The 22,080-nt window shown below is 66.6% G+C and carries 23 protein-coding genes; 10 read left to right on the top strand and 13 right to left on the bottom strand.

Annotated features, from left to right (window positions below):
* Positions 1-11 precede the first annotated feature (11 nt).
* The 5 genes from RIC54_RS02295 to RIC54_RS02315 form a co-directional block, all read right to left on the bottom strand.
* Positions 12-1,247, bottom strand: coding sequence for a Tm-1-like ATP-binding domain-containing protein (locus tag RIC54_RS02295; protein WP_350095595.1), 1,236 nt, complete (start codon positions 1,245-1,247; stop codon positions 12-14).
* Positions 1,248-1,324: 77 nt separating this feature from the next.
* Entirely contained in the window at positions 1,325-2,296 is a 972-nt protein-coding gene (locus RIC54_RS02300; protein WP_350095598.1) for a TonB family protein, read from the bottom strand.
* Positions 2,293-2,709: an ExbD/TolR family protein gene (locus RIC54_RS02305; RefSeq protein WP_350095601.1), complete on the bottom strand. Its 417-nt coding sequence runs from the start codon at positions 2,707-2,709 to the stop codon at positions 2,293-2,295. The genes RIC54_RS02300 and RIC54_RS02305 overlap by 4 nt, the downstream gene beginning before the upstream one ends.
* Positions 2,706-3,137 (bottom strand): ExbD/TolR family protein, encoded by a 432-nt coding sequence (locus RIC54_RS02310; protein ID WP_350095604.1) that lies wholly within the window; start codon positions 3,135-3,137, stop codon positions 2,706-2,708. The genes RIC54_RS02305 and RIC54_RS02310 overlap by 4 nt, the downstream gene beginning before the upstream one ends.
* A complete protein-coding gene (locus RIC54_RS02315) occupies positions 3,091-3,858 on the bottom strand; it encodes a MotA/TolQ/ExbB proton channel family protein (RefSeq protein WP_350095606.1) in 768 nt (255 codons plus the stop codon). The genes RIC54_RS02310 and RIC54_RS02315 overlap by 47 nt, the downstream gene beginning before the upstream one ends.
* Positions 3,859-4,165: 307 nt before the next feature.
* Between RIC54_RS02315 and RIC54_RS02320 the strand changes: the two genes are divergently transcribed.
* Positions 4,166-4,732: an RNA polymerase sigma factor gene (locus RIC54_RS02320; protein ID WP_350095608.1), complete on the top strand. Its 567-nt coding sequence runs from the start codon at positions 4,166-4,168 to the stop codon at positions 4,730-4,732.
* A gap of 12 nt (positions 4,733-4,744) precedes the next feature.
* Here the strand turns inward: RIC54_RS02320 and RIC54_RS02325 are convergent, their stop codons facing one another.
* Positions 4,745-5,059: an Mpo1-like protein gene (locus RIC54_RS02325; RefSeq protein ID WP_350095738.1), complete on the bottom strand. Its 315-nt coding sequence runs from the start codon at positions 5,057-5,059 to the stop codon at positions 4,745-4,747.
* A 176-nt stretch (positions 5,060-5,235) separates the two neighbouring features.
* Between RIC54_RS02325 and RIC54_RS02330 the strand changes: the two genes are divergently transcribed.
* Genes RIC54_RS02330 through lpdA form a run of 4 tightly spaced genes read left to right on the top strand, consistent with a single transcriptional unit; the run spans position 5,236 to position 10,151 of the window.
* Complete coding sequence (locus RIC54_RS02330; protein ID WP_350095610.1) at positions 5,236-6,468, top strand: 3-methyl-2-oxobutanoate dehydrogenase (2-methylpropanoyl-transferring) subunit alpha; 1,233 nt, start codon at positions 5,236-5,238, stop codon at positions 6,466-6,468.
* Between the two features lie 3 nt (positions 6,469-6,471).
* Positions 6,472-7,485, top strand: coding sequence for an alpha-ketoacid dehydrogenase subunit beta (locus RIC54_RS02335; RefSeq protein ID WP_350095612.1), 1,014 nt, complete (start codon positions 6,472-6,474; stop codon positions 7,483-7,485).
* A gap of 1 nt (position 7,486) precedes the next feature.
* Positions 7,487-8,746 (top strand): dihydrolipoamide acetyltransferase family protein, encoded by a 1,260-nt coding sequence (locus RIC54_RS02340; protein WP_350095614.1) that lies wholly within the window; start codon positions 7,487-7,489, stop codon positions 8,744-8,746.
* 10 nt (positions 8,747-8,756) lie between these two features.
* Complete coding sequence (gene lpdA / locus RIC54_RS02345; RefSeq protein WP_350095616.1) at positions 8,757-10,151, top strand: dihydrolipoyl dehydrogenase; 1,395 nt, start codon at positions 8,757-8,759, stop codon at positions 10,149-10,151.
* Positions 10,152-10,160: 9 nt separating this feature from the next.
* Here the strand turns inward: lpdA and RIC54_RS02350 are convergent, their stop codons facing one another.
* Together RIC54_RS02350 and RIC54_RS02355 are read right to left on the bottom strand one after the other, a co-directional pair.
* A complete protein-coding gene (locus RIC54_RS02350) occupies positions 10,161-11,591 on the bottom strand; it encodes a phospholipase D family protein (protein WP_350095618.1) in 1,431 nt (476 codons plus the stop codon).
* A complete protein-coding gene (locus tag RIC54_RS02355; RefSeq protein ID WP_350095620.1) occupies positions 11,582-12,328 on the bottom strand; it encodes an endonuclease/exonuclease/phosphatase family protein in 747 nt (248 codons plus the stop codon). The genes RIC54_RS02350 and RIC54_RS02355 overlap by 10 nt, the downstream gene beginning before the upstream one ends.
* Before the next feature lie 171 nt (positions 12,329-12,499).
* Between RIC54_RS02355 and iolD the strand changes: the two genes are divergently transcribed.
* The gene (gene iolD, locus RIC54_RS02360) at positions 12,500-14,335 is read left to right on the top strand and encodes a 3D-(3,5/4)-trihydroxycyclohexane-1,2-dione acylhydrolase (decyclizing) (RefSeq protein WP_350095622.1); all 1,836 of its coding nucleotides are present in this window, start codon (positions 12,500-12,502) and stop codon (positions 14,333-14,335) included.
* Positions 14,336-14,358: 23 nt separating this feature from the next.
* Positions 14,359-15,258: a myo-inosose-2 dehydratase gene (iolE, locus tag RIC54_RS02365; protein ID WP_350150475.1), complete on the top strand. Its 900-nt coding sequence runs from the start codon at positions 14,359-14,361 to the stop codon at positions 15,256-15,258.
* Positions 15,259-15,273: 15 nt separating this feature from the next.
* Here the strand turns inward: iolE and garD are convergent, their stop codons facing one another.
* Positions 15,274-16,839, bottom strand: a complete 1,566-nt coding sequence (gene garD, locus RIC54_RS02370; protein WP_350095626.1) for a galactarate dehydratase — start codon at positions 16,837-16,839, stop codon at positions 15,274-15,276.
* A 190-nt stretch (positions 16,840-17,029) separates the two neighbouring features.
* Here garD and RIC54_RS02375 point away from each other — a divergent pair, with 190 nt between their 5' ends.
* Both RIC54_RS02375 and RIC54_RS02380 read left to right on the top strand, forming a co-directional pair.
* Positions 17,030-17,518, top strand: a complete 489-nt coding sequence (locus RIC54_RS02375) for a VOC family protein (RefSeq protein ID WP_350095628.1) — start codon at positions 17,030-17,032, stop codon at positions 17,516-17,518.
* A gap of 94 nt (positions 17,519-17,612) precedes the next feature.
* Entirely contained in the window at positions 17,613-18,428 is an 816-nt protein-coding gene (locus tag RIC54_RS02380) for an SDR family oxidoreductase (protein ID WP_350095630.1), read from the top strand.
* A 13-nt stretch (positions 18,429-18,441) separates the two neighbouring features.
* Here RIC54_RS02380 and arsB read toward each other — a convergent pair whose 3' ends face one another.
* The 4 genes from arsB to RIC54_RS02400 form a co-directional block, all read right to left on the bottom strand.
* The gene (gene arsB, locus RIC54_RS02385) at positions 18,442-19,524 is read right to left on the bottom strand and encodes an ACR3 family arsenite efflux transporter (RefSeq protein WP_350095632.1); all 1,083 of its coding nucleotides are present in this window, start codon (positions 19,522-19,524) and stop codon (positions 18,442-18,444) included.
* Positions 19,525-19,555: 31 nt separating this feature from the next.
* On the bottom strand, positions 19,556-20,077 hold the full coding sequence (locus tag RIC54_RS02390) for an arsenate reductase ArsC (protein WP_350095634.1): 522 nt from the start codon (positions 20,075-20,077) through the stop codon (positions 19,556-19,558).
* Complete coding sequence (locus RIC54_RS02395) at positions 20,074-20,427, bottom strand: ArsR/SmtB family transcription factor (RefSeq protein WP_350095636.1); 354 nt, start codon at positions 20,425-20,427, stop codon at positions 20,074-20,076. The genes RIC54_RS02390 and RIC54_RS02395 overlap by 4 nt, the downstream gene beginning before the upstream one ends.
* 198 nt (positions 20,428-20,625) lie before the next feature.
* Entirely contained in the window at positions 20,626-21,477 is an 852-nt protein-coding gene (locus RIC54_RS02400; protein ID WP_350095638.1) for a hypothetical protein, read from the bottom strand.
* A 232-nt stretch (positions 21,478-21,709) separates the two neighbouring features.
* Between RIC54_RS02400 and RIC54_RS02405 the strand changes: the two genes are divergently transcribed.
* Positions 21,710-22,078, top strand: a complete 369-nt coding sequence (locus RIC54_RS02405; RefSeq protein WP_502989700.1) for a response regulator transcription factor — start codon at positions 21,710-21,712, stop codon at positions 22,076-22,078.
* Positions 22,079-22,080: the final 2 nt, after the last annotated feature.

Consider the following 22,080-nt stretch of genomic DNA (forward strand, 5'->3'; position numbering starts at 1 on the left):
TCTGGATGAGATCAGCCGGCGACCGCCGCCGGTCGAATGGATGCCATCAACGTCAGGAGCCGCGCCACCACCAGCTCGGCGAACGGCGGGTCGTTGATGTGGTCGGGTGACCGGACGATCGGGCCGTCATAGGCAGCGCTCACCGACTCAAAGAAGGCGCGATCGGCCTCGGGATCGTGGAACGGACCGTCCGGCCGGCCGTACTCCGAGATCCCGCCGAGCGGCAGGACCAGTTCCGTCGGCCCGGTAGCGCCTGCCAACTTGCCCGCCACGATGCGGCCGAGCTCGGCGTTCTCGTCGCGGGTGGTACGCATCAGCGTGGTTCCGGCGTTGTGTCGGTGCAGCCGGCGGTCGCGCAGCGCCGGGGGTATCGTGGCGACCGGTCCGAAATTCACCATGTCGAGCGCACCCGGAACCACGACCTGCGGAATGCCCCGCCGCCCCGCGGCCTCCAGCCGCGCCGGCCCGGCGCTCAGAGCGCCGCCGCACAACTCGTCGGCCAATTCGGTCGTCGTCAGGTCAAGAACGGCGTCGATCTCACCCGCCTCAATCAATTCTTCCATAGCCCGCCCGCCGGTGCCGCTGGCGTGGAACACCATGACCTGGCAGCCCGATTCGAGCAGCAGACGCCGACAGCGCTCTGCCGCCGGAGTGGTCACGCCGAACGCGGTGATCGCGACTACCGCGCCGTCCGCCTGTCGCACCTCATCAGCGCCGCCCTCGACCATGCCACACACCGCGTTGGCGGCGTTGCGCAGCACCCGGCGCAGTATCGGGTTCAATCCCATCACATCGGTGACCGAGAACAGCACGGCGATGTCGCGGGTGCCGACGAATGCAGAGACGTCTCCTGCGCCCTTGGTCGACACGAGCACCTTTGGAAACCCGAAGGGCAGCGCGCGCAGCGGCGCGCTGGTGACCGCCGACCCCGAGCCGCCGCCGATCGCCACCGCACCGTCGATGCGGCCCTGGGCCAGCAAGTCCTTGACCAGGGCCACAGCACCGGACGACACCCGGTCGAGGGCCGCTCCACGATCCCCGGCGGCAATCAGTTCATCGACCCCGCCGCCGGCCCGTGCCGCCACCTCCTGGCGGGAGATGTCGGCCCCGCCGTGCTCCCCGCGCACCGACAGGTCGACCATCAGCGCGCGATGGCCGCGCGCCTCGACCACGGATCTCAGGAAACCAAGTTCCTGGGCCTTGGTGTCCAGCGTTCCGATGATCGCGATGGTCCGCGGCGGATGCATGTCGGCGTTCCCCAGGCGCGATCGCGCGCCGCGGGGAGACTACAAACGGGCCTGCACTCCAGCAAGCGGCGGCGTCCCTACCGCAGCATGAACTGGACCGGCACCCGGATCTCCAGTCTGGCCTGCTGGAACGACGCCGGGACACCAGGCAACGGCTGCGCCCGCTGGATCATCCGTTCGACCGCGTGGTCCAGCGACCGGTCGCCGGCGCTGCGCTCGATATGATGCGACAGCACCCTGCCGCTGCGGTCCATCACGAACACCAGCAGTGCCGTGCCTTCGATCCGTCGCTGGCGGGCCCGGTGCGGGTACTCCTTGTGGCGTTCCAGCCAATCGCGCAGCTGGCTCATGTAGTCGGCAGCCCCGCCGGCGGTGGCGGCCGTTGGCGACGGAGTCCCGTGGTCGGCGCTGCGCGCCGGCTGACCACCAGCGACACCGCCGCCGTTGTGCGATTGGGTGTCTGATGCGGCCGAGACAGCGGCGGCGGCTGGCGCTTCGGCCACTTGGCTGGGCTGCTCGGTCATCGGCCGTGGCGGTGCCGGCTTGGCAGCGGTCCGCTTGGGCGCTTCGGGCCTGGGTAGCGGTGTCGGCGGTACGACGGCATCGCGCGCTTCCACCATTTCGGCCGCCGGCACCGGCACGGGCTGAACCACCGGTGCAGGCGTTTTCACCACCGCCGGCGTCACCGGATCATTGGCTTCCGGCTTGATCGGCTCCGGTGGCTGGGCGGCCGGCACCGTCTCGGCGACCGTTTCCGGCTTCGGGGGTTCCACCACCTGCGGTACCGGCGGCGTCACAGGTTCTACCGTCGTCGGAGACGGTTCGACCGTCGGCGCGGACACCGCCTTCACCGCGTCCTGCCGCGGCCCGGTCGGGGCCTCAGCCGCGGACGGGCCGGCGCTCGGCGACAGCATGACCTGCAGGCTGCCGCCGCCACCGGCGGCCACTGCGGGTGACGGGTCATTCTGGACGATCCACGCAGCAGCCATAATGTGGAGCCCGAGCGCCACGCCCCCAGCCGCCAGCCAGTGCCTGCCGCCAAGCGTCATTGCACGCCGCCCGGAACGGTCATCAATCGGACCCGCTCCACCCCGGCGGCACGCAAGGTCTCCATGACCCCGACGACCTCCGTCGCCGCCGCCGCACCGTCCGCCTTGACATGGACTTCCTGAGCGGGGGCATCCACCAACCGCTCGGTCATCGCCGATTTCAGTGACGCGGCCTCCAGGACCCGGCCGTCCAAAGCCAACCGGCCGTCGGTTCCGATGAGGAGGACAATGTCCTTGGGGTCACCGGGTTCGCCGTTGCTTGACTGCGGCGGCGCGATCGCAAACGGATCGGTGGCGGACAGGCTGCCGACCACCATGAAGAAGATCAGCAGCAGGAAAACCACGTTGATCAGCGGCAGAACGCGATCGTCCTCGTTGGCTGCGCGAGTCCTGTGCAGGTGTGCAAGCCTCATCGTGCCTGGTCCCGGATCAGCGACAGGTTGCGCACGCCGGCCGCCGACAGCCGGTCCAGCACCGCGACCGCCTGCTGCAGAGGAACGCCGGCCGCCGTCTTCACGAACACTGCCTGGCCCGGCTTCTCGGCCATCCGAGTTCGGATGGATGCCTCCAGCCCGTCAAGATCGATGGGACGGCCCGACAGGCGCAGGCCGGCAGTCCGGATCTCTACCAGTACGGCACCCTCCATTGAGGCCGACGCGGCACCCGCCGACGGGGCGCTCAACGTAATCGACCGCCAGTCGAGAAAGCTCGACGCCAGCATGAAGAACACCAGCAGAATGAAGACCACGTCGATCAGCGGCGTCAGGCTGATCAGCGAGCGTCGGCGGCGAACCTTAACGATCGGCCACAAGGGCCGCCGGACGCAGGCGGGCGACGTCATGGCGGGGCTCCACGGCATGCTCGGTGAGGACGGGTTCGATGGTCAGGTCGCGGGTGAAAACCTGGGTGACGACATTCTCCATCTCATGAGTCAGGCGATCGACGATCCGTTCCAGCCAAGCCAGGATGCCGACAACCGGGATCGCGACAGCAAGGCCGACAGCAGTCGTCAGCAACGCTTCCCAGATACCGCCCGACAGGATGGAGGGATCGACCTGCGACCCCGCCTGCTCGAGCTGGCGGAACGCCTCGATCATGCCGAGAACGGTGCCGAACAGCCCGAGCAGCGGCGCCACGCTGGCGATGACCTCGAGCGGCCGGAAGTACGAGCGCAGGTCTTCGATCCGGTCGGTAGCCAAGCGGGCCACCTCCTCCCGGACCATCGCGGCCGGCAGGTCCCGGTACAGGGTTCCGCGAACGGCGCAGGCAACCACCTGGGCCACCGGGTTGCACGACCGGGCCGCGGCATCGATCGCTTCGATCGATCGGCCAGCCCGGTGCAAGGCGAGCGCCCGACGCGCCGTGGTTCGGTCGCCAACCCGGCTCATCGCGAACTGCCACAACTTGACCAGGATGATCGCCAGCGCGACCACCGACATGGCCGCCAGGACGGCCACCACCGGACCGCCGGCCGTCACCATCTCCAGGACCTGCTGCGGTACGTCCGGTTCCACCGCACCGGCTTGGCTGTCCGAGATCGGATCAACCTGTTCAATCGTCATTGCGGCAGCCCTTGCGCGAGCGGAGTTACGATCTTGCCCGCACAGTACTAATGATACTCAGTCGCAAATTCAACAACTACGGATCAACCGAACTTCAATGCAGCCACCGACATCGCGACGCAGATGTCTCCGAGGTTTCGTACAGAAGCCCATTCGCCGACCGCACCGGATGCAGTCATCGCCTTAGGTAACCCTGGAACCCATCACTCCACAGCGTTGACACAGAAGCGTTTCTCGGAAGTCACGGCAACTCGCGTATGTGTTTGGTTAACGGGCGGGATGTTCCCAACCAGCCGGAGATGCGAGCGTGACCGACCTGATCGAAGACCCCACGACACAGATCCGCGAACTGACCCGGCAAGCCGCATACCTCACGGCAAACCGGGCGGACGCCGATGACATGGTGCAGGACTCCCTCGTCCGCGCCCTCAGCTATGTGAAAGACGGCGGAGCGATCCGGAACTGGCAGGCCTATCTTTACCGCATCCTGCGCAATGTCCGGGCCGACCACGTCGGCCGTCAGGCCCGGCGCGGTCCTACCGTCCTGCTCGACGATGTCGAACACCAACTCGGCGTTCCCGCCCCGCAACCGTCCGAACTCCTGTTGCGCGAACTGGGCGAAGCGCTTGATCGCCTTCCGACCAGTCAACGGCGGGTGGTTCATATGGTCGCCGTCGATGGCTTGTCCTACCAGGACGCCGCCGAGCAGCTCGGTATTCCGATCGGAACGGTCATGTCGCGTCTGCACCGCGGCCGCTGCGCGCTACGCCGCGAGATCGGGGACGATTCCCTCGAGGCGCTCGGACCCCTTCCACACCAACCTGCCGGGCACAAGCTGCGCAACGGCGGTCGAACGGCGGCGGCAAGCCGCTGACCTGGCGATGGCTCAGCGGATGCCGTGTCGTTCGAGTTCGGCCTGCAGTCGACCTGTCAGATACAGAATCGTCATCCGCAGATCGCTGGCGAGAGACCAGAAAGGGTGGGAGAAGGTCTCGGGGCGGTTCTTCTCGACGAACGCGTGGCTGAGCCACGCGCCGCCATAGCCAACCACCAAGGCGGCGACGAGCAGCCGCCAGTCGAGGGTCACGACCGCTGCCAGCAGCAACGCGACACCGGCGGTCGTACCTGCCACATGCACCCGCCGCGTCACGGCATGCCGATGCTGTCGCAGGTACCGGGGCCAGAACTCGTCGTAGGTCATGTCCAATAGCTGGCCGGATCCTCCGGAGAATCAAGCGCCGGATCGCATCGACGGCCGCGAATTGACCTGACGGCATCTCGACGGCATTCGACAAGAAGCTATGTTAGGGCGTGTTCAGCGCGACCCGACCGCAAACGACACGCTCGCACCGGTCGGCGAAAAAAGGACGCACGCCCATGAGCGACAGCAGCCCTCTCAGCCTGCAGGTTCCGGAGCCGGAAGTCCGTCCCGGCGGAAAGCCGGATTTCAGCGGGGTGAACATTCCGCGGGCCGGCAGTGTGCGGCGCCCGGAGGTCGATGCGTCGCCGGCGGACTTCCGCGACCTCGGCTACACTATCATCCGGGTGTTGAACCGGGACGGCGAAGCGGTTGGACCGTGGGCCGGCGCGCTGAGCGACGAGCAGGCCCTGCAGGGCCTGCGCGACATGATTAAGGTGCGGGCCTTCGATGCCCGCATGCTGATGGCGCAGCGCCAGGGCAAGACCTCGTTCTACATGCAGTGCCTGGGCGAAGAGGCAATCTCCTGCGCCTTCCAACACGCCCTGTCGCCCGGCGACATGAACTTTCCGACCTACCGCCAGCAGGGCCTTCTGGTCGCCGACGGCTATCCGCTGGTCGACATGATGTGCCAGATCTTCTCCAACGAGCGGGATCCCCTACACGGCCGCCAACTGCCTGTCATGTACTCGTCAAAGGAGCACGGCTTCTTCTCGATCTCCGGCAACCTGGGAACCCAGTACATCCAGGCGGTAGGCTGGGCGATGGCGTCGGCGATCAAGGGCGACACCAAGATCGCAGCAGGCTGGATCGGGGACGGCTCCACCGCGGAATCGGATTTCCACGCCGCCCTGGTGTTCGCCTCGACCTACAAGGCACCGGTGGTCCTGAACATTGTCAACAACCAGTGGGCCATCTCCACCTTCCAGGGGATCGCACGCGGCGGCTCCGGCACCTTCGCGGCTCGCGGTCACGGCTTCGGCATTCCGTCGCTGCGGGTCGACGGCAACGACTACCTGGCGGTCTACGCGGTCGCCCAATGGGCGATCGAGCGGGCGCGACGCAACCTCGGGCCCACGGTGGTCGAGTACGTCACCTATCGGGTTGCCGCCCATTCGACCTCCGACGATCCGTCCGCATACCGGCCCAAGGAAGAGTCGGATGCCTGGCCGCTCGGCGACCCGATCGAGCGGCTGAAGAATTATCTGATCGGCAAGGGCGCGTGGTCAGACGACCGCCACGCCCAGTTCGCCGCCGAGGTCGAAGCCGAGGTCCTCGCTGCCCAGAGGGAAGCCGAGAAGCACGGCACCCTGCATTCCGGCGGCAAGCCATCGGTGCGCGATATGTTCGAGGGCGTCTACAAGGAGATGCCCCCGCATCTGCGGCGGCAGCGGCAGCAGGCGGGGGTCTGATCCATGCCGCGCATGACGATGATCGAGGCCATCCGCGACGCCATGCACGTCACCATGACCAAGGACCCCAACGTGGTGGTGTTCGGCGAGGACGTCGGCTACTTCGGCGGCGTGTTCCGCTGCACCCAGGGCCTGCAGCAGAAGTTCGGACGGTCGCGCTGCTTTGATGCTCCGATCAACGAATCCGGCATCGTCGGCGCCGCCATCGGGATGGCCGCCTACGGGCTGCGGCCGTGCGTGGAGATTCAGTTCGCCGACTATGTCTACCCCGGCTACGACCAGATCGTCTCCGAGGCCGCCCGGCTGCGTTACCGGTCCAACGGCGATTTCACGGCCCCCCTGACCATCCGCATGCCGACCGGCGGCGGCATCCATGGCGGGCAGACCCATAGCCAGAGCCCGGAAGCTCTGTTCACCCACGTCTCCGGACTGAAGACCGTGGTGCCGTCCAACCCCTATGACGCCAAAGGCCTGCTGATCGCCGCGATCGAGGACGACGACCCGGTGATCTTCCTGGAGCCGAAACGGTTGTACAATGGCCCATTCGACGGCCACCACGACCGGCCGGTCACACCGTGGGCAAAGCATCCTCTGGGCGACGTACCGGAGGGCCACTATACGGTGCCCCTCGGCAAGGCGGTGGTCCGCCGCCCCGGCAAGGCCGTCACCGTGCTGGCCTACGGCACGATGGTCCACGTCGCGGAAGCGGCGGCCGAGGAGACCGGGATCGACGCCGAGGTGATCGACCTGCGCACCCTGCTGCCGTTGGACCTGGACACCATCATCGCGTCGGTGACCAGGACCGGGCGATGCGTGGTCGTTCACGAGGCGACCCTGACGTCCGGATTCGGTGCTGAACTCTGCGCGCTGGTCCAGGAGCATTGCTTCTATTCGCTGGAGAAGCCGATCGCCCGGGTGGCCGGTTGGGACACCCCCTACCCGCACGCCCAGGAATGGGATTACTTCCCCGGCCCGAAACGCATCGGCGAAGCGCTTATCGAAGCGATGGAGGGCTGAGATGGCCGAGCATGTCATCAAGCTGCCCGACGTCGGCGAAGGCGTTGCCGAGGCCGAGGTCGTCGAGTGGAACGTCAAGGTCGGCGACATCGTCCAGGAGGATGCCGTCCTCGCCAGCGTGATGACCGACAAGGCGGCCGTGGAGATTCCGTCGCCGGTGGCAGGAACGGTTTCCTGGCTGGGGGCCGAGGTCGGAGAGACACTCGCGGTCGGATCGCCGCTGGTGAAGATTGAGACTGCCGGTGATGCGCCGGTTCCCTCGGACGAGGGTTTGCCCGCCGAGCCGGACGCCCCGGCGCCTGCACCGTCCAAGCCCGAACCCGCCTCGGCTCCCAAGCCCAAGAGATCTCCAGCGTCAGGCGCGCAACCTCAAACCGGCATGCCGCGCCGCGAGGGCGAGAAGCCCACCGCTTCCCCGGCTGTGCGCAAACGCGCTCGCGAAGCCGGGATCGACCTGCGTCAGGTCCGCGGATCGGGTCCCGCCGGCCGCATCACCCACGAGGATCTCGAGGCGTTCATCGAGGCCGGTCCGCTGGCTTCAGCCGGCACCGCGCTGCGCGCCGATACCTCGGTCAACGACGTCAAGGTCGTCGGTCTGCGTCGCAAGATCGCCGAGAAGATGGCGCTGTCCAAGAGCCGGATCGCCCACATCACCTACGTCGACGAGGTCGATGTCACCGCCCTGGAGGATCTGCGCGCCCAGCTCAACCGGCAGAAGCAGGAGTCCCAGCCGAAGCTGACCCTGCTGCCGTTCCTGATGCGGGCGATGGTCAAGGCGATTGCCGAGCAACCGGCGATGAACGCGCACTACGACGACGAGGCCGGCGTCATCCACCAGCACGGCGGCGTACACATCGGTATCGCGGCGCAGACCCCGAACGGCCTGGTGGTTCCGGTCGTCAAGCACGCCGAGGCCCGCGACATCTGGAACTGCGGAAGCGAGATGAACCGTCTGGCCGAGGTCGCCAAAGCCGGGACCGCCAGTCGGGACGACCTGTCCGGATCGACCATCACCATCACCTCGCTCGGTGCCATGGGCGGCCTGGTGACGACCCCCGTGATCAACCATCCGGAAGTGGCGATCGTCGGGGTCAACAAGATCCAGGTGCGGCCGGTATGGGACGGCAGCCAGTTCGTGCCGCGCAAGATGATGAACCTGTCATCCAGCTTCGACCACCGGGTGATCGACGGCTGGGACGCTGCCGTGTTCGTCCAGCGCATCAAGAGCCTGCTCGAGGCACCCGCCATGATCTTCATCTGAGGGCATCGCCATGAAGGACATCTCCTGCACGGTGCTGGTGGTCGGCGCGGGGCCGGGCGGCTACGTGGCCGCGATCCGGGCCGGCCAACTCGGCCTGGACACCGTCATCGTCGAGGCGAAGAAGCCGGGCGGCACCTGCCTGAACGTCGGCTGCATCCCCTCCAAGGCACTGATTCACGCCGCCGACGAATTCCTGAAAGTCCGCGAGATGGCCGAGGGCAGGCGCACACCTGGCATCCGGCTGGAGTCGCCGAGCTTCGACCTCGGCGCCTGCCGAGACTGGAAGGACGGCATCGTGAACCGCCTGACCAACGGGGTCGCCGGACTGTTGAAGAAGGCCAGGGTCAAGACCGTGGAGGGTTGGGCCACGTTCCGTGACGGCAAGACCGTCGAGGTTACGACGGCGACCGGCCCGCAGGTGATCCGCGCCGAGCACGTGATCATCGCCACCGGGTCAGAGCCGGTGACGCTCCCGTCGCTGCCGTTCGGCGGCCGCGTGATCTCCTCGACCGAAGCCCTCGCTCTGACCACGCCACCGGAACGGCTGGTGGTGGTCGGTGCCGGGTACATCGGCCTGGAACTGGGAACCGCATTCCGCAAGCTCGGATCCGACGTCACGGTCGTCGAAGCCACCGACCGCATCCTGCCGCTGTACGACGCCGACCTGACCCGGCCGGTCGCCAACCGATTGAGCGACTTGGGCATCGCGGTGCATCTCGGCGCAAAGGCGCGCGGCATGGCCGGCGGCGAAGCCCTGCTGGTCGAGACCGCCGACGGCAGCGAGACCCGGTTCCCCGCCGACGCGGTACTTGTGACCGTCGGACGGCGCCCGCTGACCGAGGGCTGGGGCCGCGAGGAATTGGCGCTCGACATGGACGGCCGGTTCATCGCGATCGACGAACACTGCCGGACCTCGATGCGCGGCGTCTACGCGGTTGGCGACGTCACCGGCGAGCCGATGCTGGCCCATCGGGCCATGGCCCAAGGGGAGATGGTCGCGGAGATCATCGCAGGCGAGAAGCGCGCCTGGGACAAGGTATCGGTCCCCGCGGTCTGCTTCACCGACCCGGAGATCGTCACCGCCGGCCTGTCGCCCGACCAGGCCCGCGGCGCCGGGTTCGAGATCAAGACCGGACAGTTCCCGTTCCAGGCCAACGGCCGCGCCATGACGACCGAAAGCGAAGAGGGCTTCGTGCGGATCGTCGCCCGCGCCGACAATCATCTGGTGCTGGGGCTGCAGGCGGTCGGCGTCGGCGTATCGGAGCTGTCGTCGTCGTTCAGCCTGGCGCTCGAGATGGGTTGCCGTCTTGAGGACGTCGCTGCGACGATCCACGCCCACCCGACGCTGAGCGAGGCCATCCCGGAAGCCGCACTAAGGACCCTGGGGCACGCGCTGCACATCTGAAGGGCACGCCTACAACTGAGCCTCCAGCGGCAGCAGGTACAGGATCCAAGCCAGGAACGTCCGCCACAGCGTCGTACCGGGTTCACGCTTCAATTCGGCCATCCCATCGCGATCGCGGGCGCGCCAGACCAGTTCATCGCCCCGAAGAACCGGCTGATAGGCCCTCTCGGGAGCCATGCCATCTTCGATGAACGCCGCGACCTGCAGGGCAAGGGTCCGGCTTCGAACCAGAAGCCCGATCTCGGTATTCAAGGTTGCCGAACGCGGGTCGAGGTTGAGCGAGCCGACGAACACCTCGCGTTGATCGATCACCGCTGCCTTGGTGTGGAGGTTCACCATCAAACCGTTCCGACCCGCTACTCGGAACGGCCGATCGCGCAGTTCGTATAACTGGATACCGGCGCGCAGCAGCGGAATGCGATACTGCCGATACGCCGCATACGCGAGCGGTACATCCCCCGACCCTGCGGAGTTGGTGAGGATCCGCACCCGCGTGCCCTGTCGGACCAGCCGGCTGAGCAGTCGGACCCCATAGCGTGTCGGAATGAAGTACGTGGCCTCGATCAGCAGGTCCCGCATCGGGGTGCCCTCCAACCTCGCCAGCAATTCCTTCAGCAATCGTGGGTCGCCGGTTTCCGGCTTGTCCGGCGAGTCCACCAGAACCGTCGCCTCGTCGGCCAGGATCAGGCCGGCGAAAAGCGTCTGGATCTGGTCGTCCAGATCAGCCGGATCAAATCCCGAATGTGAAACCGGAACCGACTTCTCCGCCGGGAGGATTCTGCGTCGTAAACCTCGGCGTGCCGTCGACCGAACATCCGCGAGACGCCACCGACCCCGGTCGAGCGCGTGGATCGACCGGCTGAATGCGCTGTTCCAGAACGCGTCAAACGAGCCGGCGACCTGCTCCACTACCGGACCGGCGGTGAACAGATCCAAGTCCCGGAAGTTTCGTTGCGGATGCAGTTCGAAGTATCGGTCGCCGACGTTCCGACCGCCCACGACCGCAGCGCAGCGGTCCGCGACGAACGCCTTGTTGTGCATCCGCCGGCTGACCCGTCTGGCGTGGAACAGCACTCCGAAGACCAGCCCGAAGCGGCGTGGAAACGGGTTGTACAGCCGGACCTGCACGTTCGGGTACGTACCCAGCCGAGCCAGTTCGGGATCACTGCGGGTTGCCCCGATGTCGTCGAGCAGCAGGCGAACCCGCACGCCTCGGTCGGCGGCGTCCAGCAGCGCCGCCAGCAACTGACGTCCGCTCCAGTCGTCCTCCCAGAGGTAGTACTGAACATCCAGTGTCCGTTGACTGGCCGCGGCCAGTCCCAGCAGCGTCGACAGCGCCTCCGGCCCTGTTCGGATCAGCGAGAAACCGGACCGGCCGTCGTCCGGCAGGTGACGCCGATACAGGCTGTCAAGCCGCGCAGCGTCCTCGATCACATCCATGGTGTACGGGCCACGCGCTGGCGTTGTGCAGCCGCCGACGGTCCGGCCGGCGTGATGCTGGCCCATACCGGCAGGTGGTCGGAAGCAACGCGGGACTTCGCCGATGAATGAACACCCGCATCGTCGATCCGCAGGTCGAGGCTGGTGATGATCCTGTCCAGCGTTGCGACCGGTCGCCGGGAGTGGAAGCTGGGTCCCGGCACGGCCACGTGGTGATGCTTGGCAAACATCGCCAGACACCCTCCGCCCAGCGTCCACTCGTTCAGGTCACCCATCATGACTGTGGGCAGCGGTTCCTCCAGGGCCTCCAGTGTCATCAGTACGGCCCGGGCCTGCCGGCGGCGCCACAGCCCGAGCAGTCCAAGATGCATGCCCAGAGCCCGGACCGCCCTGCCACGAACCATCAAGTCGGCAAGGACTGCACCTCGCGGCTCGAACGACGGGAGTTCCAGGCGCCGCTGCGACAGCAGTTCAACATCCTGGCCGATCAGCAGCGCGTTGCCGTGCCAGCCGAGGCTGTCCGGTCGAACACCGAAGCGCACCGGCCTGAAGGCGGTTTCCGCCACGATGCTTTCCGGGGACAGCACCGACGCCCGGGCGCCGAACCGACGATCGACCTCCTGGAGGGCCACCACGTCGGCGTCGAGTTCGCCGAGCACGGCGAGCACGCGATCCGGACGCCGACGCAGGTCGGTCCCGATGCTTTTGCAGATGTTGTAAGAAGCAACCCGCAGCATGTCTGTCTCAAATGGTGACGGATGGTCTCCAGGGAACGCCCAGCGGCAACAATGGTGGCGCTTGCCGACCAAACCTGTCGATCCCGGAGCCGATTGGCGTGATGACCTTGGCAAGGCTGAGGGAGTACAAACAGGCGAACGGTCGACGACAGGGAGCGCGGGATGAGCGTGATGCGACTGACAACTGCGCAGGCGGTCGTCCGCTACCTCGCGGCGCAGCACACGACGCTGGAGGGGGCCAGCGTGCCGCTGTTCGCCGGTGTGTGGGCGATCTTCGGCCACGGCAACGTCGCCGGCCTGGGCGAGGCCCTGTGGCATGCACGCGAGGAATTGCCGACCCTCAGGGCGCACAACGAGCAGGCGATGACGCTGGCCGCTGTGGCCTTCGCCAAGGCGAGCAACCGGCGCCGGATGATGGCCTGCACAACGTCGATCGGCCCCGGCGCCCTCAACATGGTGACCGCCGCCGCGGTGGCGCACGTCAACCGGCTGCCGGTGCTGCTGCTGCCGGGTGACACCTTCGCCAGCCGCCTGCCCGACCCGGTGCTGCAGCAGGTCGAACACTTCGGTGACCCGACGGTGACCGCCAACGATTGCTTCCGGCCGGTGTCGCGCTGGTTCGACCGGATCACCCGGCCGGAGCAACTGCTGACCTCGCTGCCCCGCGCGTTGCAGGTGCTGACCGACCCGGCCGAGTGCGGGCCGGTGACCCTGTGCCTGTCCCAAGATGTACAGGCCGAGGCCTATGACTATCCCGAGTCCTTCTTCGCCAAGACCCTACACCATCCGCGGCGGCAGGCGGCCGACCCCGGCGAGTTGGCGCGGGCCGTCGAACTGCTGCGCAATGCCGAGCGTCCCCTGCTCGTCGCCGGTGGTGGCGTGCTGTACTCCGATGCTGCCGACGCCTTGCAGAGCTTCGCTGAACGGCACCGGATCCCGGTGGCCGAGACCCAGGCGGGCAAGGGCGCGCTGCCCTGGGATCATCCGCTGAACGTCGGTGCGATCGGCGTCACCGGCACTGATGCCGCCAATGCCTTGGCGCGTACTGCCGATCTGGTCCTGGCCGTGGGCACGCGACTTCAGGATTTCACCACCGGATCGCGGGCGCTGGTGCCGGGCGGAGCGGGGCTGATCCAGCTTAACGTCGCAGCCTTTGACGCCGGCAAGCACAACGCCGCGCCGCTGGTCGGCGATGCCCGGCGAACTCTGGAGGACCTGACTGCGGCGCTCGGCACCCACGCTGCCCCAGCGGCCTGGCAGGAGCGGGCCGCCAAACTCGCCGCCGGTTGGAACGCGGTGGTCGAGCGGGTGACAGCGCCCAGCAACGCCGACCTGCCCTCCGACGCCCAGGTCCTTGGCGCGGTCAACCGGCAGACGCAAGCCGATGACGTCGTTGTCTGCGCCGCCGGCGGCCTGCCGGGCGAGTTGCACAAATTGTGGCGCGCGTCGGGGCCGGGCAGCTACCACCTGGAGTACGGCTTCTCCTGCATGGGCTATGAGATTGCCGGCGGGCTCGGGGTGCGGATGGCACGGTCCGGCGGCGAGGTGTTCGTGCTGGTCGGCGACGGCTCCTACCTGATGCTGAATTCCGAGATCGCCACATCGGTGATGCTCGGCCGCAAGCTGGTGATCTTGGTTCTGGACAACGGCGGGTTCGGTTGCATCAACCGGCTGCAGCAGGCCTGTGGCGGCGCGCCGTTCAACAATCTGTTCGACCATGTCGACCACCGCGTCGCCGACGCGAGCGTGGACTTCGCCGCGCACGCCCGAAGCCTTGGCGCTGCCGCCGAGAAGGTCGCGGGGATCGCCGATCTGGAGGCCGCATTGCAACGGGCACGGGCCGCCGCCGGGACCTACGCGATCGTCATCGATACCGACCCCCTGGTCTCGACCTCGGAAGGCGGCGCCTGGTGGGATGTCGCGGTGCCGGAAGTCTCGGAGCGGACCGAGGTCCGGCAGGCATACGAGAACTACAAGCGGGCCGGTGCGCACCGCAAACCGGTCTGACCGACGCGCCGACAGGAGCTGCTATGACCGTCCATCTCGGCACCAACCCGATCGCCTGGAGCAACGATGACCTGCCGGAGCTCGGTGGCGATACGCCGCTTGAGACATGCCTTGCACAGGCCGCACAGGCTGGCTTCTCCGGTATCGAACTGGGCAACAAGTTTCCGCGGGAACCGGCCGCGTTGACCGCAACCTTGAAGCCGCATGGACTGCGCTTGGTGTCCGGCTGGTACGGAGCGCAGTTGCGCGAGCGGTCGGTCGAGGACGAGATCCGGGCAGTGCAGCCGCATCTCGACCTGCTGTCCGCCATGGCGTGCCCGGTGATGGTATTTGCCGAAGTCGGTGGCAGCGTCCAGGGACAACGAGGCACACCGCTGGCCAACCGCCCCGTCATGACCGATGCCGAGTGGCGGGACTATTTGCCGAAGAACACCGCGCTCGCCGAGCACATGGCGGCCCGTGGCGTCCACCTCGCCTATCACCACCACATGGGCACGGTGATCGAGAAGGCCCATGAAGTCGACCGCCTGATGACCGGCACACCGGACACCGTCGGCCTACTCTATGATACCGGCCACCTGACCTTCGCCGGCGACGTCCCCTCGTCCGTCGCCGAGCGCTGGGCACGCCGCATCGTCCATGTCCACGCCAAGGACGTGCGTCCAGAGGTGATGCGGCAGGCGATCGCCGAACGCTGGAGTTTCCTGGATGCCGTCATTGCCGGGGTGTTCACCGTACCGGGCGACGGCTGCGTGGACTTCCAGCAGGCGCTAGGTCCGGTGGCGCGCTCGGGCTATGCCGGCTGGTGGATCGTTGAGGCCGAGCAGGATCCGGCCAGGGCTGAGCCCCTGGCGTACGCCCGGCTCGGTCACCGGCACCTGACGAGAACCGCCGAAGCTCTCAACGTGGGCCTTGCCTGCTGAACCCAGGCCACGGTCTCAGGTGATCGGGGCCGGATTGAACAGCGCCAACGAGTTGTGGAGCTGCCACTGTTCGGCCCAGGTCTTCCGGCGGCCGCTGGCGGTGTCAAGCATCAACCGGAACAACTCCCAGCCGACGTCCTCGATCGTCGCCTCTCCGGTGGCGATGCGCCCGGCGTCGACGTCCATCAGGTCGTGCCAGCGCCGCGCCAGGTCGCTGCGGGTTGCCACCTTGATCACCGGTACTTCGGCCAAACCGTACGGCGTGCCGCGGCCGGTGGTGAAGACGTGCACATTGATGCCAGCCGCCACCTGCAGGGTACCGCAGACGAAGTCGCTGGCCGGAGTGGCGGCGTAAAGCAGTCCTTTCTGCCGGGTCTTCTCCCCAGGCGACACCACGCCGGAGATCGGGGCGGTGCCCGACTTGATGATCGACCCCATGGCCTTCTCGACGATGTTGGACAGTCCGCCCTTCTTGTTGCCGGGCGTGGTGTTGGCGCTGCGGTCGACCATTCCCTTGCTCAGGTAGTCATCGTACCAGCGCATCTCGCGGATCATCGCGTCGGCCACTTCGGGAGTGGTCGCGCGCGCCGTCAACTGGTCGATGCCGTCGCGGACCTCGGTCACTTCCGAGAACATCACCGTCGCCCCGGCCCGGACCAGCAGGTCAGTCGCAAAACCAACGGCCGGATTCGCGGTCACTCCGGAGAACGCGTCGCTGCCACCGCACTGCACGCCGACCATCAGGTCGGACGCCGGGCAGGTCTCGCGCCGCCGCCGGTTCAGCTTCTCCAGGTGCCCTTCCGCCATCTCCATGATCGAGCGGATCATCGCATCGAAGCCGACATGGCGATCGTCCTGCAGCGTGACCAGGCCGAACCCCGGTTCCGATCCATCGCCCGATCGGCCGAACGTGCCCGGCGGGATCAACCTCTCCGGCTGCAGCTTCTCGCAGCCCAGGCTGACCACCATGGCCGTGCCGCCGAAGTTCGGGTTCAGGCTGATGTTGCGCAGCGTTCGGATCGGGATGTAGGCGTCCGGCGCGTCGATCGCGACACCGCAGCCGTAGGTGTGCTCCAGCCCGATGACATCATCGACGTTGGGATAGCGCGGCAGCAGTTCCTGCTTGATCCTCCGCACCGCGAACTCCACCACGCCGGACACGCATTGCACGGTCGTGGTGATCGCCAGGATGTTGCGGCTGCCGACCGTTCCGTCGGCGTTTCGGTAGCCCTCAAAGGTGTAGCCGTCCAGCGGCGGCAGAGGTTCGGCCTTGCGGGTAGCGATCGGCAGGTTGGTGAGTACGGGCGGGGCCGGCATCCGCAGGGTGCGTTCGTTGACCCAGGAGCCGGCAGCGATCGCCTCGATCGCGTGGCCGATCACCACGTTGTACCGCAGGACCGGCGCATCCGCGGCAACGTCGCGCAGCGCAACCTTGTGCCCCTGCGGAACGTGTTCACGCAGCGTCAAACCGCATGGAAACGACGTGCCCGCCGGCAAACCGCCGTCGTTGGCGATGATCGCCACGTTGTCGTCGGGGTGCATTCGGATGAACAGCGGCTGCCCCTGAACCGGCTGCGCCATGGCGGTCGTCCCTTCCCTGCGGAATTCCGTTCTGCCTGCAGCCGGACCGTATCAACCGGCGAGCCCGAGCCCAATACGCATGCTGGTCAAGATTGACATGATTTATTTACGTTGATATCAACATTTCAACGTTGAGCACGACGATGATGTTCGTTGCAACAGAGACCACTTACCTGATGGAGAGAGTCGCATGGCGCCCAAAACCCAACCCATTCCGGAAGGCTTCACCACTGTCACCCCGCATCTGGTCGTGCAGGGTGCCGCGAAGGCAATCGACTTTTACAAGAACGCGTTTGGCGCCGAAGAGATCGTGCGAGTACCCGGGCCAGACGATTCCGGCAAACTGATCCACGCGTGCGTGCGGATCGGCGATGCGATGGTAATGCTGGCCGACGATTTCGTTGGCTGCAGCATGGCACCCGACGGGTCCGGCAACACGCCGGTGACGGTCCACCTGTTCGTTCCGGATACCGACGCGACGATCGCCAAGGCGGTCGAACACGGCGCCAAGGTCGTGATGCCGGCGATGGACATGTTCTGGGGCGACCGTTACGGCCAGATCGTCGACCCGTTCGGTCACCGATGGTCGGTGGGAACGCATCAGCGCGACCTTACGCCGGAGCAGATTACCGAGGGTGCGAAGGCGATGTTCGCTGAGCACGCCAAAATGGCCGGTTGAAAATGACGTCCGGCGAGTATCGGCTGTTCATGGCGGTTGTCGGTCTGGCATTGCAGCACATCTGTTGTGAAGACCAGTTGCCACGGAGCAGTCCATGCCATCCACGCCGCGCCTCGCCGGACGCCATGCTATTGTGACGGGAGCCTCCACCGGCATCGGCCGGGCGGTCGCCGAACGGTTCGCCACCGAAGGGGCGACCGTCGCGATCAACTACCTGCGATCTGTCTCCGAGGCGGAGGAGACGTTGGCCCTGGTCCGCCGGGCCTCGGAATCCAGCGGTTTCAAGGAAATCGATCATCGCATCGCCCAGGCCGATATCGGTGACGAAGTCGAGGCCCAGGAACTGATCGCCGAGCTGGAACTGGCCTGGGGGCGGATCGACATCCTGGTGAACAACGCCGGCATCCAGATCGCGGCCGACAGCGAGGACCATCCGGTCGCCGATGTTCGACGGGTGCTCGACGTCAACCTGATCGGCGCTCTCGTCTGTTCCCAGGCCGCCATCCGTCACTTCCTGACGCGCCCCGGCGGCGGCGTGATCGTGAACTGCTCCAGCGCCCACGAAATCATTCCGAAGCCCGGCTACATCGGCTATTCGCTGAGCAAGGGGGGCCTCGGCAATCTCACGCGGACTTTGGCGCTGGAATTCGCCGACCGCGGAATCCGCGTCAACGCGGTGGCGCCCGGCGCAATCCTGACGCCGATCAACGACACCTGGCGCCACGATCCGGCGCTGCGAGCCTCGGTCGAGGGGCACATCCCGATGGGCCGGGCCGGCACGCCGGAGGAGATCGCAGCGGTCTTCGCCTTCCTGGCGTCCGACGAAGCATCCTACATCACCGGCCAGACCCTCTATGCCTGCGGCGGGCTGACCCTGTACGGCGAATTCAGGGAGAACTGGTCGTCCTAACCCTGCCCTGCCGTCAGGACGATGGAAAGAACGAGCGCGTGCGGTTTGCGAACGCCACGAGGGACAGCATCACCGGCACCTCGACCAGCACGCCCACCACGGTGGTCAGCGCCGCGCCCGACTGCAGACCGAACAGGCTGATCGCCACGGCGACCGCCAGCTCGAAGAAGTTGGACGTGCCGATCAGCGCGCATGGGGCCGCCACCGGGAACGGCACGCGCCATGCCCAGGCCGCGGCATAGGCAACCAGGAAGATGCCGTACGACTGCAGAATCAGCGGCACGGCGATCAGCGCGATCAGCACGGGCCGGTCCAGGATCACCTGCCCCTGGAAGCCGAACAGCAGCACCACCGTCGCCAGCAGGCCGACCACCGACACCGGCTTGATCGCTCCGGTGAACGCCGATACTCGTTGGTCGCGCTCCGCCGATGTACGGGCGCCGGCCGCCAGCCGCAGGCGCGTCACGGCTCCGGCCGCCAACGGGATCAGCACGTACAGCACGACCGACAACAGCAGCGTTTCCCACGGCACCTGGATGTCGGTCACACCCAGCAGCAGGGCCACGATCGGCGCGAAGGCGAAGATCATGATGATGTCGTTCACCGACACCTGGACCAGCGTGTAGGTCGCATCGCCCCGGGTCATCTGCGACCAAACGAACACCATCGCCGTACACGGAGCGGCGCCGAGCAGGATCAGCCCCGCGATGTACTCGCTGGCCGATGCCGGATCGATCAGGTCGGCGAACAGCACTTCGAAGAACAGCACGCCGAGCCCCGCCATGGTGAACGGCTTGACCAACCAGTTGACCACGATGGTGATGACCAGGCCCTTCGGGCGCTCGCCGATCCGCCGCAAACTGGCGAAATCGACGTTGACCATCATCGGGTAGACCATCGCCCAGATCAGCACCGCCACCACGAGGTTGACCGAGGCGTACTCCAGGCCGGCAAGCGCGGAGAACGCCGAGGGAGCGAGATTGCCCAGCAACAGTCCCGCGACGATGCATAGGGCGACCCACACCGACAGCCATTTCTCGAAGAAGCCGATTCCGCCGGCGGCCGACTGGATGCGGTCGGAAGTCTCACTGGTCATGTCACGGTCTTTCGATTCAGGCGGGGGTGTTTCAGGCGATCTGTTCTTTCGTCACGTCGGCGGACCGACCGATCGCGTCGAGGCGACGGCTCAGCGACAAGCGGTCGAGCGACTGCATCGGCAGGCTAACGAAGATTGATATCCGGTTGTGCAGCATCCGGTAGGTGTCGGCGAACGCGAACCGCCGCTCGGCCTCGGTGCCGTCAACCCCAGCCGGGTCCGGCACACCCCAATGGGCGGAAATCGGCTGACCCGGCCATATCGGGCAAACCTCGCTCGCTGCGTCATCGCAGACCGTGAACACGAAGTGCATCGCCGGCGCTCCCGCAGCGGCAAACTCATCCCAACTCTTCGACCGCAACTGGTCCACCGGGTGGTTCTGGTTACGCAGCAGCTCAATCGCGAACGGATGAACCGACCCCCGCGGGTGGCTGCCGGCGCTATACGCCCGGAAGCGCCCGGCGCCGAGCCGGTTGAAGATGGCCTCCCCCAGGACGCTGCGAGCCGAATTGGCGGTACACAGGAACAGCACATTGTGGATGTTGTCGTTCATCCCTCGACTTCCTCTTTGGCGCCACAGGCGCTGGCCGCTACACCCAGGCCACCGCAGATCTCCGGATGGCCGTCACAACACTCCTCGGTCAGGAACGCCATCAACTGGCGCATTCCCTCAATATCGACGGCATAGAACACGTTGCGGTGAACCCGCCACGACCGCAGCAGGCCGGCGCGGTCGAGCAATCCGACATGAAATGTCAGGCTCGACGGGCTGATCCCCAGCGCTTCGGCAATCTCACCCGCCGCCATGCCCGACGGTCCGTGTCGCATCAGCAGTCGGAACAGCCGAAGCCGATGCTCATGCGCGAGAGCCGACAGCGCGGCGATGGCGTTCGAGTTCTTCATTTCACCAATTCATGTATCAATGAAATGACTATGAGTCGAGGGCTTTCCCGAAGGGCTGACCGACGGAGTCTTGGCTGCGGGCGGCCGCGTTGCGGGGGCGGCGGTGGGTCCCTTCGTGGATGACTGCCCGACCAGCGCCCAAAGCCGGGAATGCCGACCATCCTCCCGCGACGCCGGCGCCATCCGGCTCCGCCACGGCTACGCCGGACCGGACTCGGGCACTTCGCGGACGACGCCGCTGTGCAGGAATGACGCCTGGATCAGGCGCCGCGGGTAGTCGCCTCCAACCACCGGGACGCCATGAAGCGAGCGCGGCGTGCGCGGGAACATCAGCATGCAGTTGCGGCGGTATGGGACGGCGCCGTGATCGACGGCGTCGTCCCAGTCAAGATAAGCGCCACCCCTCAGGACCGCCTCCGGGGCTTCGACACCGGGCCTGACCCCATAGAGATGCGTGCCGAGCGATTCCGGCGCATCGACACCGGCGATATAGATCAGGGCCGTCACCAGCTTCTTGTTGCCGTCGGTGTGCGGCCGCAGTTCAAACCCAGTCGCGTCGTAGATCATTTCGCAGCTGCGCCGGACGTCGAGACCGCCCGTTCCGTCGGCGGCACCGGCGCGAGCCAGCAGGGCATGCAGCACCGGCGCCAAGGCGCTGGAGAAGTGCTGGATCAGATGCTGTGCCAGCGCCGGGTGGGTCATGACACGGTGGGCCTGGCGGATCGGTGGCGGCAGTGCCTTGAGCCGCTCCGCCGGCAACGATGCGGTGTCGATCGTCAGACGCCGCTCCGAATAGCCTTCGCGTTCGGCCCAACGGTCGGCCGTGCGGGTCATGACGGCAGCAGCGTCGTTTCCAGGCGCCGGGAACACCGCATCCAACTCGCCGTAGAACGCTTCCGGAAACACATTCTCGACATACGCATGGTCGAATGGGTCCGTGCGGATCGGCGTGGCTGCAATCGCCTGCAGCATATGGGCAAGAATAGCCCCGTCGGCCATCGCGCCGGCATTTCTCTCAGGTAGGCCGAGGCCTGATTCACGGGCGCTCATCAAATCAACCCTTGGATCACGGAAGGCGGCATGACCGTCTCAAGCTCAGTGATACCAACCGCCCTGTCAACGCGGCGTCTCGACGCTCCCGATAGAGTTCGGCTCTCGAGGCACTGTCGACTTGCGGCAGGCTGAATTAAGACATTCCGCCACTCCCGTGGCCCCGCTACACTCCGCCCCGGCAACAAGCGGCGGATCAAGCCGCAGCCGGGACCCAAGGGGGAGGATGGGCGTGTCGGCACGGGTGCTTATCGCCGAGGACGAACCAAATCTGATTGAATCGCTGAGCTTCATCCTCGGCCGCGAAGGGTATGAGGTATCGTCGGTCTCCGATGGCGACGCCGTGCTCGAGCGGCTTCGCTCTGACCGGCCGAACGTCCTGATCCTGGATGTCATGCTGCCCAAGCGCACCGGCTTCGAGATCCTCAAGCTGATCAAGATGGACCCGGCCCTGTCCGGTATTCCGGTGATGGTCCTGACCGCAAAGGGCCAGGAGCGGGACCGCAAGACCGCCGAGGATTTGGGTGCCGACGCCTTCGTCACCAAACCATTCTCCAACCAGGACGTCGTCGATCGTATCAAGCGGTTGGCAGGCGGCTGAAC

Source organism: Thalassobaculum sp. (assembly GCF_040219215.1).
Classification (GTDB): domain Bacteria; phylum Pseudomonadota; class Alphaproteobacteria; order Thalassobaculales; family Thalassobaculaceae; genus Thalassobaculum_A.